This window comes from Nesterenkonia halotolerans, from assembly GCF_014874065.1.
Classification (GTDB): domain Bacteria; phylum Actinomycetota; class Actinomycetes; order Actinomycetales; family Micrococcaceae; genus Nesterenkonia; species Nesterenkonia halotolerans.
Map to the genome: position 1 here is coordinate 663242 of NZ_JADBEE010000001.1, position 16734 is coordinate 679975.

Annotated in this window: 11 protein-coding genes; 5 read left to right on the forward strand and 6 right to left on the reverse strand. The window is 65.4% G+C overall.

Annotated features, from left to right (window positions below; genetic code table 11):
- Window positions 1-74: 74 nt before the first annotated feature.
- Entirely contained in the window at window positions 75-2978 is a 2904-nt protein-coding gene (uvrA, locus tag H4W26_RS03040; protein ID WP_318779840.1) for an excinuclease ABC subunit UvrA, read from the reverse strand.
- Between the two features lie 325 nt (window positions 2979-3303).
- On the opposite strand from uvrA, the gene H4W26_RS03045 reads away from it, so the two are divergent.
- Genes H4W26_RS03045 through H4W26_RS03060 form a run of 4 tightly spaced genes read left to right on the forward strand, consistent with a single transcriptional unit; the run spans window position 3304 to window position 8856 of the window.
- Complete coding sequence (locus H4W26_RS03045) at window positions 3304-4140, forward strand: HAD hydrolase-like protein (protein ID WP_192590683.1); 837 nt, start codon at window positions 3304-3306, stop codon at window positions 4138-4140.
- 5 nt (window positions 4141-4145) lie between these two features.
- On the forward strand, window positions 4146-4838 hold the full coding sequence (locus H4W26_RS03050; RefSeq protein WP_192590684.1) for an MBL fold metallo-hydrolase: 693 nt from the start codon (window positions 4146-4148) through the stop codon (window positions 4836-4838).
- Window positions 4817-7495: a DEAD/DEAH box helicase gene (locus tag H4W26_RS03055; protein ID WP_192590685.1), complete on the forward strand. Its 2679-nt coding sequence runs from the start codon at window positions 4817-4819 to the stop codon at window positions 7493-7495. Before H4W26_RS03050 ends, H4W26_RS03055 begins: the two co-directional genes overlap by 22 nt.
- Before the next feature lie 26 nt (window positions 7496-7521).
- Complete coding sequence (locus tag H4W26_RS03060; RefSeq protein WP_225939573.1) at window positions 7522-8856, forward strand: alpha/beta fold hydrolase; 1335 nt, start codon at window positions 7522-7524, stop codon at window positions 8854-8856.
- A 7-nt stretch (window positions 8857-8863) separates the two neighbouring features.
- Here H4W26_RS03060 and H4W26_RS03065 read toward each other — a convergent pair whose 3' ends face one another.
- Window positions 8864-10087 (reverse strand): TerC family protein, encoded by a 1224-nt coding sequence (locus H4W26_RS03065; protein WP_192590687.1) that lies wholly within the window; start codon window positions 10085-10087, stop codon window positions 8864-8866.
- A gap of 348 nt (window positions 10088-10435) precedes the next feature.
- Here H4W26_RS03065 and H4W26_RS03070 point away from each other — a divergent pair, with 348 nt between their 5' ends.
- The gene (locus H4W26_RS03070) at window positions 10436-11449 is read left to right on the forward strand and encodes a glycosyltransferase family 2 protein (RefSeq protein ID WP_192590688.1); all 1014 of its coding nucleotides are present in this window, start codon (window positions 10436-10438) and stop codon (window positions 11447-11449) included.
- A gap of 64 nt (window positions 11450-11513) precedes the next feature.
- Here H4W26_RS03070 and H4W26_RS03075 read toward each other — a convergent pair whose 3' ends face one another.
- From H4W26_RS03075 to uvrB, 4 genes are all read right to left on the reverse strand, one after another.
- Window positions 11514-12464, reverse strand: coding sequence for a glycosyltransferase (locus tag H4W26_RS03075; protein ID WP_192590689.1), 951 nt, complete (start codon window positions 12462-12464; stop codon window positions 11514-11516).
- Between the two features lies 1 nt (window position 12465).
- Window positions 12466-13506: a glycosyltransferase family 4 protein gene (locus H4W26_RS03080; protein ID WP_192590690.1), complete on the reverse strand. Its 1041-nt coding sequence runs from the start codon at window positions 13504-13506 to the stop codon at window positions 12466-12468.
- Entirely contained in the window at window positions 13503-14474 is a 972-nt protein-coding gene (locus H4W26_RS03085) for a glycosyltransferase family 2 protein (protein ID WP_318779750.1), read from the reverse strand. The genes H4W26_RS03080 and H4W26_RS03085 overlap by 4 nt, the downstream gene beginning before the upstream one ends.
- A 114-nt stretch (window positions 14475-14588) precedes the next feature.
- Window positions 14589-16733 carry an excinuclease ABC subunit UvrB gene (gene uvrB, locus H4W26_RS03090; protein ID WP_192590692.1) on the reverse strand — a complete coding sequence of 715 codons (2145 nt, stop codon included), beginning with the start codon at window positions 16731-16733 and terminating at the stop codon, window positions 14589-14591.
- Window position 16734 lies beyond the last annotated feature (1 nt).

The following is a 16734-nucleotide window of genomic DNA, read 5'->3' on the forward strand; positions in this document are numbered from 1 at the left end:
TGCCTCCGCTTACTCGCTGATCAGCGACGTCGTTCTGCTCTGTGCCGTGGGTGCCGGTCTGTGAACTGGCCCACTCACTTTAGCAGTGGTGCGAGGAACGCGCCGGTATGCGATCCGGTCTTCTCCGCCGTGGAGGCGACCTTCTCGGGGGTGCCCTGGGCGACGACGAGCCCGCCCCCGCTGCCCCCTTCGGGGCCGAGGTCGATCACCCAGTCGGAGGACTTGATCACATCAAGGTTGTGTTCGATGGTGATCACGCTGTTGCCCTTCTCGACCAGTCCCTGCAGGACCTGGAGCAGCTTGCGGATGTCTTCGAAGTGCAGCCCCGTGGTGGGCTCGTCGAGCACGTAGACGCTGCGGCCGTTGGAACGGCGCTGCAGCTCGCTGGCCAGCTTCACGCGCTGCGCCTCGCCGCCGGAGAGCGTGGTGGCGGACTGGCCCAGCCGGACATAGCCCAGGCCCACTTCGACCAGCGTGTCGAGGTGCCTCGCGATCGGAGCGAATGCCGCGAAGAACTCCGCCGCCTCCTCGATCGGCATGTCGAGGACCTCGGCGATGTTCTTGTTCTTGTACTTCACCTCGAGGGTCTCGCGGTTGTAGCGCGCACCGTGGCAGACCTCGCAGGGCACGTAGACATCGGGCAGGAAGTTCATCTCGATCTTCAGCGTGCCGTCGCCCGAGCAGGCTTCGCAGCGGCCGCCCTTGATGTTGAAGGAGAACCGGCCGGGCTGGTAGCCGCGGGTCTTGGATTCGGGTGCCTGGGCGAAGAGCTTGCGGACGTGGTCGAAGACCCCGGTGTAGGTCGCCGGGTTGGAGCGCGGGGTGCGACCGATCGGTGACTGATCCACGTGGATCACCTTGTCCAGGTGGTCGTCGATCCCGTCGATCCGGCGATGCCGACCGGGGACCTGCTTGGCGCCGTTGAGCTTGTTCGCCAGCGACTTGTACAGGATCTCGTTGATCAGCGTGGACTTGCCCGATCCGGAGACGCCGGTGACGGAAAGGAAGACCCCCAGCGGGATCTCCACAGAGACCTTGTCCAGGTTGTTCTCCTGGGCCTCGATGACCTTGAGCATCCGGGTCTTGTCCACCGGGCGGCGCGTGGCTGGCACGGGGATGCTGCGTCGGCCGGAGAGGTAGTCACCGGTGATGGAGTGGGTGTTCTCGCGCAGGCCCTGGACCGAGCCGGAGTGGACGATCTCGCCGCCTCGCTCGCCGGCGCCGGGGCCGATGTCCACGATCCAGTCGGCCTCAGCGATGGTGTCCTCATCGTGTTCGACCACGATCAGCGTGTTGCCGAGGTCGCGCAGCCGGGTCAGCGTCTGGATGAGTCGGGCGTTGTCACGCTGGTGCAGCCCGATGGAGGGCTCGTCCAGCACGTAGAGCACCCCGACCAATCCCGAGCCGATCTGGGTGGCGAGCCGGATGCGCTGGGCCTCACCGCCGGAGAGCGTCCCGGCGGCGCGCTCGAGGTTGAGGTAGCTGAGTCCGACGTCGAGCAGGAAGTTCAGCCGGGCCATGATCTCTTTGAGGACCTGGTCGGCGATGGTGGCGTCACGGGCGGAGAGCTTCACCGTGGAGAAGAACTCGGCGCACTTGTCCAGCGGCAGGCGGGCGATCTCGGCGATGGAGGCGCCCTGAACGGTGACCGCCAATGCGGCGGGGTTCAGTCGCTGACCGTTGCAGGCCGGGCAGGGGATCTGCCGCATGTACTGCTCGTAGCGGTCCCTGGCGTTGTCGGACTCCACTTCGAGGTGTTTGCGCGAGATGTAGGAGAGCACGCCTTCGAACCCGGTGGAGTAGGTGCGTTCGCGGCCGAAGCGGTTGCGGTACTGCACGACGACCTTGTGGTTGCGCCCGTGCAGCAGAGCCTTCTGCGCCTTCTTCGGGAGATCCTTCCAGGGGGTGCGCACCGAGAAGTCCAGCTCCTTGGACAGTGCGGTGATCAGCCGGAGCCAGTAGTCCTTGGAGGCCTTGCCCAGTGCCCAGGGCGCGATGGCGCCGGCTTCGAGGGAGAGCGTGTCATCGGGGATCACCAGGTCGGTGTCGACCTCGAGGCTGGAGCCGATTCCGGAGCAGACCTGGCAGGCGCCGAAGGGGTTGTTGAAGGAGAAGGACCGCGGCTCGATCTCGTCGAGTTCCAGCGGGTGCTCGTTGGGGCAGGCCAGGTTCTCTGAGAAGGGCCGGTGCTTGGGCCCGGTGAGGCCCTCGGGGACCCGGTCGTTGGTGGGTTCGCCGTCGTCGTCGAGGTCCACCAGGTCGATGACCAGCCGCCCGTCGGCGAGCTTCAGCGCGGTCTCCACCGAGTCGGTCAGCCGCTGACGCATGCCCTCACGGATGACCAGGCGGTCGATGATGACCTCGATCTGGTGCTTATAGGTCTTCTCCAGCGTGGGCGGCTCGCTGAGCTGGATGATCTCGCCGTCGACGATGGCGCGGGAGAACCCCTCGGAGGCGAGGTCGCGGAAGAGGTCCTTGAACTCACCCTTGCGGCCGCGGACCACCGGGGCCAGCACCTGGAAGCGGGTCTTCTCGGGGAAGCCGAGGACCTGGTCCACGATCTGCTGCGGGGTCTGTCGCTCGATCTTCTCGCCACAGACCGGGCAGTGCGGCACGCCGATGCGGGCCCAGAGCAGGCGGAGGTAGTCGTGGATCTCGGTGACGGTGCCCACCGTGGAGCGTGGGTTCTTCGAGGTGGACTTCTGATCGATGGAGACCGCCGGGGAGAGCCCTTCGATGAAGTCGATGTCCGGCTTGTCCACGCGGCCCAGGAACTGGCGGGCGTAGGCGGAGAGTGATTCGACGTAGCGGCGCTGACCCTCGGCGAAGATGGTGTCGAAGGCCAGCGAGGACTTGCCCGAGCCGGAGAGGCCGGTGAAGACGATGAAGGAGTTCCGCGGCAGCTCCACGGTGACGTCCTTGAGGTTGTGCTCGCGGGCACCCTGGACCACGATCCGGTCTGCCTCGGCACGACCGATCGTGCCGTTGGTGGCGGATTTTCGTCGCGCACCCTCGGCGTAATAGTCGTCTACGGATTCGATGATGGCTGTTTCGGCTGCTCGCTCTGACACGTGGTTCAGTGTAGAACCCCGGAGGGGCTCGAACAAATGTTCGAAGCGAGAGTGGGAAAGGTCACCCACCCCGTTGACGGGCGAAGCCCCACCCCGTTGAGCGGCGGATTTTCCGGGCACCTCAAGCGGATTTCGGGCCGAACTGTTCGGAGATTCCGCCTCTCGACGCGGGAACGTGAGTGTTCCGCCCCTCGCCGGGGAGCCGCGCAGGAGGGCATGCCAGAATGGCGCGGTGACCTTTGACTCCTCCGCCGCGCCCCTTCCCTCCGACCATTCGGCCGATGCGGCCGACTCCTCCGGCGTCCGTGGGGTGCTCTTCGACCTCGACGGCACGCTGGTGGACCCGGCAGGGGCCATCACCAGCGGCATCAGTCACGCACTGCGGGTGCACGGCATCGAGGTCCCGGACCGGGAGCGGCTGGACTCGTTCGTCGGTCCGCCGCTGGCCACCTCGTTGGCGAGCCTGCCCGGTGTCACCGAGGCGCTGATCCCCTCCATCGTGGAGGAGTACCGACAGCGGTATCTCGCCGAAGGCATGCAGGCCAGCCGGGTCTACCCCGGCATCCAGGAGCTGCTGAGCACGCTCAACGCAGCGGGCGTGATCTGCGCGGTGGCCACCTCGAAGCCCACCGGTCTGGCCGAGCGACTGTTGAGCATCATGGGCATCCGTGAGCACTTCGCCGCGGTGCACGGCTCCCCCGAGGACGAGTCGATCCCCCATGCGGGCAAGGGCCCGATCGTCGGCGCCGCGCTGGCAGCGATCGGTCTGCGCTCTCCCACGAACCAGGACCCCCTCTCCACCCGTGACGCCCGCGTGGTCATGGTGGGTGACCGGATCTTCGATGTGGAGGGCGCTGCGGATCATGGCCTGCGCTGCATCGGAGTGACCTGGGGCTACGCGCCCGAGGGGGAGCTGCAGCAGGCCGGGGCGACCCCCATCGTGGACACCGCGGAGCATCTCCGGCAGGCTCTCGCCGATGCGGGAATCCTGCCGACCACGCAGTCGTCTGACCCCGGCGCCGAGCAGGCACAGCCCGTGGCAGCGCCAGCGCGCCAGACCCTAGACTGAACCCCATGGCCTCTGACAGTTCCCTGCTCTACGATCTCCCCGCAATCACGCTTCGGCGCGTGTCCGTCTCGGAGATGGACAACAACGTCTATCTGCTGACCGCGAAGAAGTCCGGGGTCCAGGTGCTGATCGATGCCGCCGACGACGCCGGGGCGATCCGGGAACTGCTGGCCTCCGCCACGCCGGACACCCCCTGCCCGCTGGAGCTGGCCGCCGTGATCACCAGCCATGCGCACTGGGACCACACCCGGGCCCTCCCCGACCTGCTCGATACCCCCACCGCAGAAACAGCCACGGGCACCGGGGTCGAGGCTGCGGCCGGGGAAGCGGATGCCCCGACCATCGAGGCAGAAAAGGGCGTGACCATCGACCGCCGGGTCCAGCACGGCGATCAGCTGAGATACGACGGCATCGCGCTGGACGTGATCCACCTGCGCGGCCACACCCCCGGATCCGTGGCCTTCGTCTACCCGGTGGAGGACGGGCCCACCCACATCTTCACCGGGGACTCGTTGTTCCCCGGCGGAGTCGGCAAGACCTGGTCGCAGGAAGACTTCAGCACGCTGCTCGACGACGTCGAAGCGCGGATCTTCGACGTCTACGAGGACGACACGATCATCCATCCCGGACACGGCGACCCCACGACGTTGGGCGCCGAACGCGGCCAGCTCCCCGCATGGCGGGAACGCGGCTGGTGAGCGCGGCCACCGCGTCCAAGCGTCTGCACAAGCTGGAATCCCCCGCCGAATCGCAGGGGCCTCCTGGACCCGAGGAGCTCTTCGCCGCCTTTGAGTCTTGGACTCAGACGCAGGGACTGACGCTCTACCCCGCCCAGCAGGACGCGATCCTCGAGCTCGCCGACGGACAGCACGTGATCATGTCCACGCCCACCGGTTCAGGAAAGTCCCTGGTGGCCACGGCTGCGCACTTCTTCGCGCTCTCCCGCGGGGAGCGCAGCGTCTACACAGCACCCATCAAGGCGCTGGTCTCCGAGAAGTTCTTCTCGCTGGTGGAGATCTTCGGCGCCGAGAACGTCGGCATGGTCACCGGTGACTCCTCGGTCAACGCCTCGGCGCCGGTCATCTGCTGCACCGCGGAGATTCTCGCCAATGAGGCCCTGCGCGACGGCCGAGACGCCGACGTCGGGCCCGTCATCATGGACGAGTTCCACTTCTACGCCGACCCGCAGCGCGGCTGGGCCTGGCAGGTGCCGCTGCTGGAGCTCACCGGCCGCGCGGACGCGGGCAGCCCGGGCCGCGGATCCGCCGGCAGCCGCGCGCAGTTTCTGCTCATGTCCGCCACGCTGGGCGACACGACCAGGTTCGAGACCCGACTCAGCGAGGGCACCGGCCGCGACGTCGTCACCGTGAGCAGCGCCGAACGTCCGGTGCCGCTGAGCTTCGAGTACTCCACCACTCCCCTGCAGACCAAGCTGGAGGAGCTCGTCACCACACACCAGGCCCCGGTCTATGTGGTGCACTTCTCCCAGCGGGAGGCGGCCGAGCGCGCCGTCGGACTGGCCTCGCTCAACGTGGTCTCCAAGGAGGAGCGCGAACTGATCCGGCTGAAGCTGGAGACCTTCCGCTTCGCCAAGGGCTTCGGCAAGACGCTGAACCGGCTGCTGAGGGCAGGCATCGGCGTGCACCACGCCGGCATGCTTCCAAAGTATCGCCGGCTGGTGGAGCAGCTCTCCCAGCAGGGTCTGCTCAAGGTCATCTGCGGCACCGACACCCTCGGCGTCGGGATCAACGTGCCCATCCGCACCGTGCTGCTGACCGCGCTGAGCAAGTACGACGGCACCCGCACCCGGCAGCTCAACGCCCGTGAGTTCCACCAGATCGCCGGCCGTGCCGGGCGTGCCGGCTACGACACCGCCGGAACCGTGGTGGTCCAGGCTCCGGAACACGTGATCGAGAATGAGCAGGCCATCGCCAAGGCTCGAACCAAGCACGGAGACGATGAGAAGAAGGTCTCCCAGGCGATCCGCTCCGCCGGCAAGAAGAAGCCCCGCGAGGGCTTCGTCTCCTGGAGCGAGAAGACCTTCGAGCGGATCATCACCGCGACGCCGGAGCCGATGGTCTCGCGCATGCAGGTGAGCTATTCCATGGTGCTGCATCTGCTGGAGCGTCCCGAGGATCCGATCCGCGCCATGCGCCGGATGATCCTCGCCGCCGATGAGACCCCGGTCCGCAAGGCGCAGCTTCAGCGCCAGGCCCTGCAGATCCTGCGCGAGCTGCTCACCGCGGGGGTGCTCGAGCGCCTGGAGCGTCCCGACGAGGACGGACGCACCGTTGACCTGACCCTGGACCTTCAGGACAACTTTGCGCTGAACCAGCCGCTGGCTCCCTTCGCGATGGCGGCCGTGGAGCTGCTCGACGCCGAGTCCGAGTCCTACGCGCTGGACGTGATCAGCGTGATCGAGTCCATCCTGGAGACCCCGCACCAGATCACCGGCGCCCAGATGAAGCAGCTGAAGTCGGAGAAGATCGGCGAGCTCAAGGCTGAAGGGGTGGACTACGTGGAGCGCATGCGCATCCTCGATGAGCTCACTCCCCCGCAGCCGCTGGCAGAGCTGCTGACCCAGCAGTTCGAGGTCTACCGCGGCAGTGCCCCGTGGGTCTCGGACTATGCGCTGCAGCCCAAGTCGGTGGTGCGCGACATGCTCGAGCGAGCCTTCGGGTTCACCGATATGGTCAACCACTACCAGATCGCGCGCTCAGAGGGCGTGCTGCTGCGCTACCTCAGCGACGCCTATAAGGCGCTGAAGCAGACCGTGCCGGAGAACCGGCTCACCGAGGAGCTGAAGGACCTGTTGGAGTGGCTGGGCGAGGTCGTCCGGCAGACCGACAGCTCGCTGCTCGAGGAGTGGGAGCGCCTCCAGGCGGGAGACGATCCGGAGAAGCTCGCGGAGCTCGCCGCCATGGAGGCCGACATCTCCGCCTTGGACCATCCAGACCGGGTGACCTCCAACCCCCGTGCCTTCAAGGTGATGGTCCGCAACGCCATGTTCCTGCGGGCGGAGCTCTTCGCCCACGAGAAGGAGGCGAAGCTCGCCGAGCTCGACGCCGAGCACGGCTGGGACGCCGACCGCTGGGGCCAGGCGCTCGACGCCTACTTCGACGTGTACGAGGACCTCTACACCGACGCCCAGTCCCGCGGGCCTTCGCTGGTCCGCATCGACGTCTCACCGAAGGACACCCCCGATGCCGAGCGCCGCTGGTGGCGTGCCGTGCAGGTATTGGACGACCCCGAGTCCCACCACGACTGGGGAATCCACGCCTGGATCGACCTCGCCGCCTCGGATGAGACCGGCACCCCGGTGGTCGTCATGGACCGAGTGGGCGAACTGGGATGACGGGCGCAGGCACGAGGGATGCAGGCTTGGACCGTGCGAGCGAGAACGACGACGGCGCGAGCTCCACGCTGCTGGATGGAACCCGCATCACCGATCACCGGCTGATCGTGCCGCTGGATCACCGGCGGCCCTCGGGTGAGCAGCTCACGCTCTATGCCCGCGAGTTCGTCGCGGGGGAGAACGTCAAGCAGGGGCCCGAGCGGGTGGACTCGCTCCCCTGGCTGCTCTTCCTGCAGGGCGGGCCCGGCGGCAAGGGCAGCCGGCCGGCCAAGCTCGGCGGCTGGATGGCCGAAGCAGGCAAAGAGTTCCGCATCCTGATGCTGGATCAGCGCGGCACGGGTCTCTCGGCGCCGTTGAACCGGCAGTCGCTGGCCCTGCGCGGCGACGCTGCGGCCCAGGCCGCATATATGCGCCACTTCCGGGCCGATTCCATCGTGAGAGATGCCGAGGCGTTCCGACGCAGCCTCGGGCTGAGCTCCTGGAGCGTGCTCGGACAGAGCTTCGGCGGGTTCGCCACGCTCAGCTACCTCTCCTTCGCGCCCGAGTCCCTGGATCGCGCGCTGATCACCGGCGGACTCGCCCCGCTGACGGGGCACGCGGACCGGGTCTACCGCGCCACCTACGTGAAGATGCGCAGCCGCAATCGCGAACACTTCGCCAGGTTCCCTCAGGATCGAGAGATCCTCGACGACGTCTTCGCGCACGTGCGGGCCCACACCGTGGACCTTCCCGACGGCTCACCATTGACACCGGCTCGACTGCAGATGATCGGCATGCTCCTGGGTGGGAACACGCGGGCAGACACGCTGCACTACCTGCTGGAGGACGCGTTCACCTCCGACGATCGGACCGAGCTCTCAGACACCTTCCTGAGCACAGTGGGCCAGCAGCTCTCCTTCGCAGCAAACCCGATGTACGCCGTCATGCACGAGTCGATCTACGGGCAGCCCGCGGAGCTCACCGACGGACGCCCGGCCACGAACTGGGCGGCCGAGCGCGTGCTGGGCGAATTCGAGGAGTTCGACCCCGCGGGAGACTCTCCGCTGCTGCTGGGCGAGATGATCCTGCGCGAGCATCTGCAGCTCGACCCCGCGCTGAAGGAGCTCGCGGCGGCAGCAGACGAACTGGCCGCCGTCGACGATTGGGAGCCGCTCTATGACCTGGCGCAGCTGCGCCGCAACCGCGTCCCCACGGCTGCGGCGCTCTACACCGATGATGTCTACGTCGCTCGTGAACTCTCCTGGGCGACCGCGAACGAGGTTGCGGGCATCACCGTCTGGGAGACCGACGAGTTCCATCACGACGGGCTGAGCGAGGACGGCGGCCGCGTCTTCAGCGAGCTGCTGCAGCGAACCTCCTGACCTCGGGTCAGGCCCTCGGTTCTGAGTCGGGAGAGACTCCCGAGCGCAGACCGCGCGCCTTCTCCAGCGTCGCCAGGTAGTGATCGCGATGCTTGATCAGGTCCTCCTGGTAGCGCTCCGGCACAGCCTGGGCCTTGGCCGTCCAGTAGTCAGACTGCTCAGCGGTCTTGAGCAGGTTGAACTCGCGGTCTTCCGGCTCTTTGCCTGCCAGGTCCACATACCGCAGCGAGTACTTCTCGGCGTTCTGGATGGCGCGCAGCGCTCGTCCCTTGGGTGCGAGGAGCGAAGCCGTGACGGTCACTGCGAGGACGGCCATGATGACCACCAGCGAGAGTCCGGTGGAGATCTCGACGACCGAGACGTCATCGCCTCCGTTGATGAAGCCGAGGTTGTTCTCGTGCAGGGCGTGGATCATGAGCTTGACGCCGATGAAGCCCAGGATGAGAGCCAAGCCGTAAGAGAGGTAGATGAGTCGGTCCAGGAGACCATCGATGAGGAAGTAGAGCTGCCGCAGGCCCATCAGCGAGAAGGCGGTGGCGGCGAAGACGATGAACGGCTCCTGGGTGAGCCCGTAGATGGCAGGGATCGAGTCCACTGCGAAGAGCAGGTCAGTGCCGCCGATGGCGATCATGACCAACAGCATCGGGGTGAACATGCGCTTGCCGTCGATCCGGGTGGTGATCTTGTCGCCGTGGTATTCGTCGGTGGTGTTCAAATGCCTGCGCGCGAAGCGGATGATGAAGTTGTCCGCCTCGTCCTCCTCAGAGTCCCCGGCAAGCTCCTTCTTCAGCAGCTGGCCCGCGGTCATCAGCAGAATGATGCCGAAGAGATAGAAGATGTCGCTCCACAGGCTGATGAGCCCGGCGCCCACAAAGATGAAGACGCTGCGGGCGATCAGCGCGAACACGATGCCGAAGAGCAGGACCTTCTGCTGATACTCCCGGGGCACGTTGAAGCTGCCCATGATGACCAGGAACACGAAGAGGTTGTCCACCGAGAGAGCCTTCTCGGTGACGTAGCCCGCGTAGTACTCGGTGGCCATCTCGGGGTGGCCGAGAGCGAAGAATCCCAGGCCGAAGAGCAAGGCGACGCCGACGTAGAAGGCAGACCAGAGGGCCGCCTCCTTGATCGTGGGAGTGTGCGCCTTGCGCACATGGAAGACGAAGTCGAAGAGCAGCAGGCCGATGATCAGTGTGAGCGTGACGATCCAGACCAGGGGGGAGATCTCCATAGGGAGGCCTTTCGAGGAGGAGGATACAGCGATGTCGTCGCGAGTCTCTCCGCCTGTGCTCAGGCCCCTGCGTCCGGCGAAGCCTCATTGCTTCGCGTGCTGACGTCCACAGTGTTTGGGATACTCCCCCACGCTTGGATGATGTTACACCGGATGGTGGGCTTTCGATCACACCCTCCTCTCCCCTGGGGTTTCCTCGCGAAGGCCGACTGAACCTTGAGGAGAGCGCTTGTCCGTTTCGGTGACTTTCAGGACCGCACGACATAAGGTGCTTCTGATGATGAGATCTCAAGACCGAGCGCCGGTGCGGCCAGCGGCGCCTTGCTGGTCCCCGCGGAGGTATGAAGAATGACGACCTCCTCCCCCCTCGTGAGCATCATCGTCCCTGTCCACAATTCGCTTCCACACATCCCGGCGCTCCTTCAGCGCCTCGCGCAACAGGCGCAGAACCGCGATGAGATTCTCCTGGTCGATGACGCCTCGACCGATGGCGGGACACCGTTGTTGGAGGCCTTCGTTGCGGAGCACCCTCAGGCCAAGCTCATCCGGCTGGACTCCCCGCACGGGGTGGCCCGGGCGCGCAACGCGGCGCTGAAGGCTGCACGCGGTGAGTATGTCTGGTTCGCGGATGACGACGACCTATGGTCTCCCGACATCTTGGATGTCTTCCTGGAAGCCGCGACTCGGAGCGACGCCGACGTCGTCGTCTGCCAAGCGGAACTTCGCTATCCGGGACGTCAGTCTGGTGCAATCATTGACGGCTCTGCCCGCGAACTCATTGTTTCCAGACAGCATGCATGCAATCTCGTGCTCGAGGGGAAGATACACGGGTACCTCTGGAACAAGCTCTTCCGAAGGTCGATATTGGGTGCAGATCCCTTCCTCGACATGTCTTCGCAATCGGATTTCACAGGAGTGGTCCGAGCACTGGCCAACAGCGAATGCGTCCACCTGATTCCACCAGTTCTCTATTTTCATCTTGTCCGCGAGGGATCAGTCACCCGGCGCAAGACTCCGGACCTCTCGAACCTGGAGCGCGCCCACGAACTGGCCGTCGAACTGCTTCCAGCCGGTGAGGTCACTGGACTCACCGGCGCGATGAATCATTTCCGTGCGTGGTTCCTGGTCCTCCCGCTGGCGCATACCCCCACGCGGGTTCGCGCCCCCTGGTCCATCCGCCGAGACGGCATCCGGAGGGCCCGCAACGCTGCGCAGGCTGTGGACATGGCGCAGCTGCGGGTCCGTTCGAGGCGCACCCACCACCAGGTGTGGCTCGTGACTCAGCTTGGCACGGTCTATCTGGTCGCTCTCCACGCTGCCCAGGTCTTCAAGAGGCTTGGCCGGAGGATACGCCGGCGATGAGGACCCCAGCGCGGAGGGCATCTGCCGGTGCGCGCTCCACCGGGCAGCGCCCTCGAGCAGGTGATCAGTTCAGGGTCTTGTGGACCCTGGTGGCGGCTGCCTGCAGGAGATGCTTCAGCTCCAGCTCGGGGGCCTCCACGCTCTGCAGAAGACCGGCCGCTTCGAGCTTGCTTGCCACCTGTGTCTGATGATCGTCGACATGCTCGTCCCGCGCCTTCCGACGGGGAACGAGGATCGGTGATATTCCGAGCTCCATGAGCCTGAGCGTCGAGCCGACCCCGGCGTGGCTGACCACCACATCGGCGTGGCTCGCTTCTCGGTCAAAGTCCTCAACGGATATCGTGCGGTGGACCTCACCAGGGAGATCGGCGCGATCTGTCTCGCCCAACTGCCACACGATATGGGCTCCTGGTGGAGCCGCGGCGAGGACTGCGTCCACCATGGCGTCGAATCGGAAGGGACGAATCGTCCCCAGCGTCACAAAGATCCGCGACACCGCAAAGTTCTCGACGAGGGGTTTCTCCACTGCCTCGTAGGCACTCAGCAGCGAGTACCGGTACTGCCACTGATCCGTCGACCACTCGACATGCTGCGTGAACGTCCGGGCGAGCCTGAGGTTCTGGGTGATGCGCCCTGTCAACGAGGGCCCGTCGAAGCGTGAGACGCTCTCGACATAGAAGCTGGGGGTTCCGCGCAGGCGTGCGACGGGAAACACGGAGAGCGCGATGGCCGCTCCAGTGCTGATCACCACATCGATGCTGTCCCAATCCAGCTTCGCGGCGAGCCTGGCGGCATGCATGACTCCTCGCCAGTCCCGCGAGGCGATGTACGGCACGATCGTCGCGTCGCGCCCAGCGAGAAGCGACGCGGACTGGGGCGAGTCAAACGTCATCCATTGCGACTTCTGGGACACGACCAGCACGGACTCCAGCTGGACGAGCTGTTCCAGGTGGCCCCCTGTGGAGGCGACGAGGAGTGCGCGCTTGCCAGCAAGCTCAGGGAAAGGATGGCTCATCTCAGACCTCCGAACCCTTCTTCAGCGTGGAGAGCCAGTGGTCCTCCAAGACCGGCACAAGGATCTCCCGATCATGCCGACGCTGGATCCGCTCGCGTGCCGCGTCAGCGAGCTGTGCTCGACGCTCGTCACTGCGAGTCAGCTCGCGCAGCGCGTCTGTGAGGCCCGGGACATCTCCGGGGTCCGTGATCATTCCGGCCTCCCCCACCACCTCGCGGACCTGTCCCACATCGGTGGCGATCACAGCGCAACGACGCGCCATCGCCTCCAGCACGAACATGGGCATCGCTTCGCCTCTCGAGGGCAGCACAGCGATGCTTGCCTCGTTGAGCAGCATCATCATCTCCTCGTGGGGAACGGTGCCCGGCCAGCGAGTGGAAGGCACCGAGGAATCGGCCGCTATGCCATCAGGCGGTCCCGCGATGACCAACGTCCACGTCCCATGCAGCTCGCTGAGCGCGTTCCAGGCCTCCAGGAGAACGTCCACACCTTTGCGATGTCCCACGGCACCGCCGAAGACGATGGTCCGCTTCTTTGCAGGCACGTCCGCCGGGACGGTGACAGCATTGGGAACTCTGACCACGGAGGCTCCAGGCGCCAGCTCACGGCAGATCCGCTCGGACTCCTGTGTCAGGACGAGGACGACATCGGCAGGGGCGAGTGCTCTTCGCACGACGCTCGGATGGCGATGCGCAAAGTCTGCGAAGCCGCTGCCGTGCAGATGGATGGCCACACCATGACCGAGCAGATGAGCCAACCGAGCGAGGCCGCCTTCTCGAAGGAAGGAGCCGCCCTGCGACATATGGACCGCGACCACGGACCTTTGGCTGCCCGCGCGCAGGGCCGCGATGCTCCCAGCAGAGCGCGTCGAGCGGAAGAGCGCGAGTCTGTCTCCCTTTCCCTTGGTGGAGCGAGTGCCGTCGAGGCGGACCCGCGTGTAGGTCCAGCTCAGGTAGGCATTGACGACTTGGGCCATTCCACCGGCGATGTTTCCTTGGGGTCCGACGTGAAGAACTCTGGGCAGATCAGCGGGGGGCGTCACAGGCGTCTCTTTCTTGATGCTGCACGGAGCAGGTTGGCGCGAGCGATCAGCTGCGCGCGCAGGCTGGGAGCTGACGTGGTGCGGGCCTGGCTGATGACCCGTCTGCTGCCTGACAGGTCTCCCTGCAGCATCGGGAATCTGGCGGAGAAGAGCACGAGGAAGTCACCATGCTCGCGAGGTCGGCTGCGGAGAACCTGGTCCGCCCAGGCCACGCTGAGCGCCGCGCGGGAACGCGAGGTGATGCCCTGCGCGAGTTGTTCGTAGCGCACCAGGTGACGGTCGAGGATCAGAATACGAGCATCGCGCAGATTGCGTACCTTGATCAGCCAGTCCCAGTCCATGTGGATCTTCACTGATGCGTCAAAGGGCACAGCCAGCGCCAGCGCTTTCGGGAAGAACAGGGTCGAGGATTGAAGTTGGTGTCGAGCTGAGCGCCAGCTGTCACGGCGGAACAGGTAGCGCGGCACGTCAAGGACTTCGGCGTCGAAGCGCCTGGGCCACAGCTCAACTGCCGACCCGCGGAGCTTCTCCACACCGCAGGATATGACCCAGTCCTCCGTGGTGAGGAGGTCATGGTCCTCGGCGACCGCGAACTGGAGCTGCAGCTTCTGCGGTGCCCAGCGGTCGTCGTCGTCGAGCAGCGCGATATAGGCGCAACGTGCGGCACGTATGCCGATCTGCCGGGCTGCGTTGCTGCCCGAGTCGCCCGCCCGGATCACTCTGACCCGGGAATCGGGGTGTGACCAGGTGTCGTCCTCAGCATTGTTCAACACGACAATGACCTCGACGTTCACTGATGTCTGCGCGAGCGCATCGGCGACAGCATTGTGGAGACTGGCACGTCCGGTCGAAGGGATGACGACAGAGCAGTCACGCGCGGCGTAGCTCAATGGACCTCCAGATCGCGGCGAAGCGGAAGCTTCGGCGAAGCAGGCGCGAATGATGTGAAGAATCAAGGCCAAAAACAATCAGGAATGTCATTGACCTCTACGGTGCTGGACTGAGCTTAGCCCCGTTCACCTTCGTCCTCAAGGGAAAACAAAAAACCCTTCAGCTCCGTCGGCCCGGCCGACGGCCTGTGCTCACATCTGATCGTGCCCAGCATTCTGCATCTGCCGCAGCTCCTTCTTGAGCTCCCCGATCTCGTCACGCAGCCGCGCGGCCACCTCGAAGTTCAACTCCTCTGCAGCATTGTGCATCTGAGCGGTGAGCTGGCCGATGAGATCGGTGAGGTCCTTCGCCGGGGTCTGTGAGGCCATCGTCTTTCCGGAGTTCTGTCCGGCAGCGCCGTCTGCTTCTTCGCTCTCGAAGCTGGTGTAGCCGCGATGCCCCTTGCCGTACTGGAATCCGGTGGCGAGGCCTCCCATGCCTTGGAGCAGGTCTGCCGTGTCCGCATCCTCTCGGGCGAGCTGGTCGGTGATATCGGCGATCTTCTTCTGCAACGGAGTCGGATCGATCCCGTGCTCCGTGTTGTAGTCGATCTGGCGCTGCCGACGGCGGTCCGTCTCATCGATGGCGCGGCGCATCGAATCGGTGATCCGATCTGCATACATGTGCACCTCGCCGGAGACGTTGCGGGCTGCGCGCCCGATGGTCTGGATCAACGACGTGGTGGAGCGCAGGAAGCCCTCCTTGTCCGCGTCGAGGATCGCGACCAGGGACACTTCAGGCAGATCAAGGCCCTCACGCAGCAGGTTGATGCCGACGACCACGTCGTGAACGCCACGGCGCAGGTCGCGCAGGATCTCGATGCGCTTGAGCGTGTCCACGTCCGAGTGCAGGTACTCCACCTTGATGCCGTTCTCCAGCATGTACTCGGTGAGGTCCTCGGCCATGCGCTTGGTCAGCGTGGTCACCAGCACGCGTTCGTTCTTCGCGGTGCGCGTGCGGATCTCGCCGAGCAGATCGTCGATCTGTCCCTTGGTCTTCTTGATCACGATCTGCGGATCCACCAGACCCGTGGGGCGGATGATCTGCTCCACGTAGCCATCGGCCTGGCCCAGCTCATAAGAGCCCGGTGTCGCCGAGAGATACACGGTCTGCCCGATCCGCTCCAGGAACTCGTCCCATTTCAGCGGCCGGTTGTCCATCGCCGAGGGCAGCCTGAAGCCGTGGTCCACCAGGGTCCGCTTACGCGACATATCGCCCTCGTACATGCCTCCGATCTGCGGGATCGTCACGTGGGACTCGTCGACGATCAGCAGGTAGTCATCCGGGAAATAGTCGAGCAGGCAGTGTGAGGCCGAACCGGGACCGCGGCCATCGATATGCCGAGAGTAGTTCTCGATGCCGTTGCAGAAGCCCATCTGCTGCATCATCTCGAGATCGTAGGTGGTGCGCATGCGCAGCCGCTGGGCCTCCAGCAGCTTGTCCTGTGACTCCAGCTCCTCGAGCCGGACGCGCAGCTCGTCCTCGATCCGGGTGATCGCCTGGGCCATCCGGTCATCGCCCGCCACATAGTGGCTGGCGGGGAAGATATACATCTCCTCCTCCTCGCGCACCACTGTGCCGGTGAGCGGGTGCAGCGTGGAGATCGATTCGATCTCGTCACCGAAGAACTCGATGCGCACCGCGAGCTCCTCGTACATGGGGATGATCTCTACGGTGTCCCCTCGCACACGGAAGGTGCCGCGGTGGAAATCGGTGTCGTTGCGGGCGTACTGCATACCCACGAAGCGGCGCAGCAGCTCATCACGCTCGATGGTCTGCCCGACCTTCACCTCGACCATCTGCTTGATGTACTCCTCGGGGGTGCCGAGGCCATAGATGCAGGAGACGGTGGCCACGACGACGACGTCGCGACGGGTCAGCAGCGCGTTGGTGGCGGAGTGCCGCAGTCGCTCGACCTCTTCGTTGACGGAGGAGTCCTTCTCGATGAAGGTGTCCGTCTGCGGCACGTAGGCCTCAGGCTGGTAGTAGTCGTAATAGGAGACGAAGTACTCCACCGCGTTGTTGGGCAGCAGCTCGCGGAACTCGTTGGCGAGCTGGGCGGCCAGGGTCTTGTTCTGCACCATGACCAGAGTGGGGCGCTGGATGCGCTCGACCAGCCAGGCCGCCGTCGCTGACTTTCCGGTGCCGGTGGCACCCATCAGCACGACGTCCTTCTCGCCCCCCTCGATGCGCTCAGCAAGCTCTTCGATCGCCTTGGGCTGATCACCCGAGGGCTGGAACGGGCTGATGACCTCAAACGGGGCGACAGTGCGGCTGATCTTCTGAGCGAGACTCATG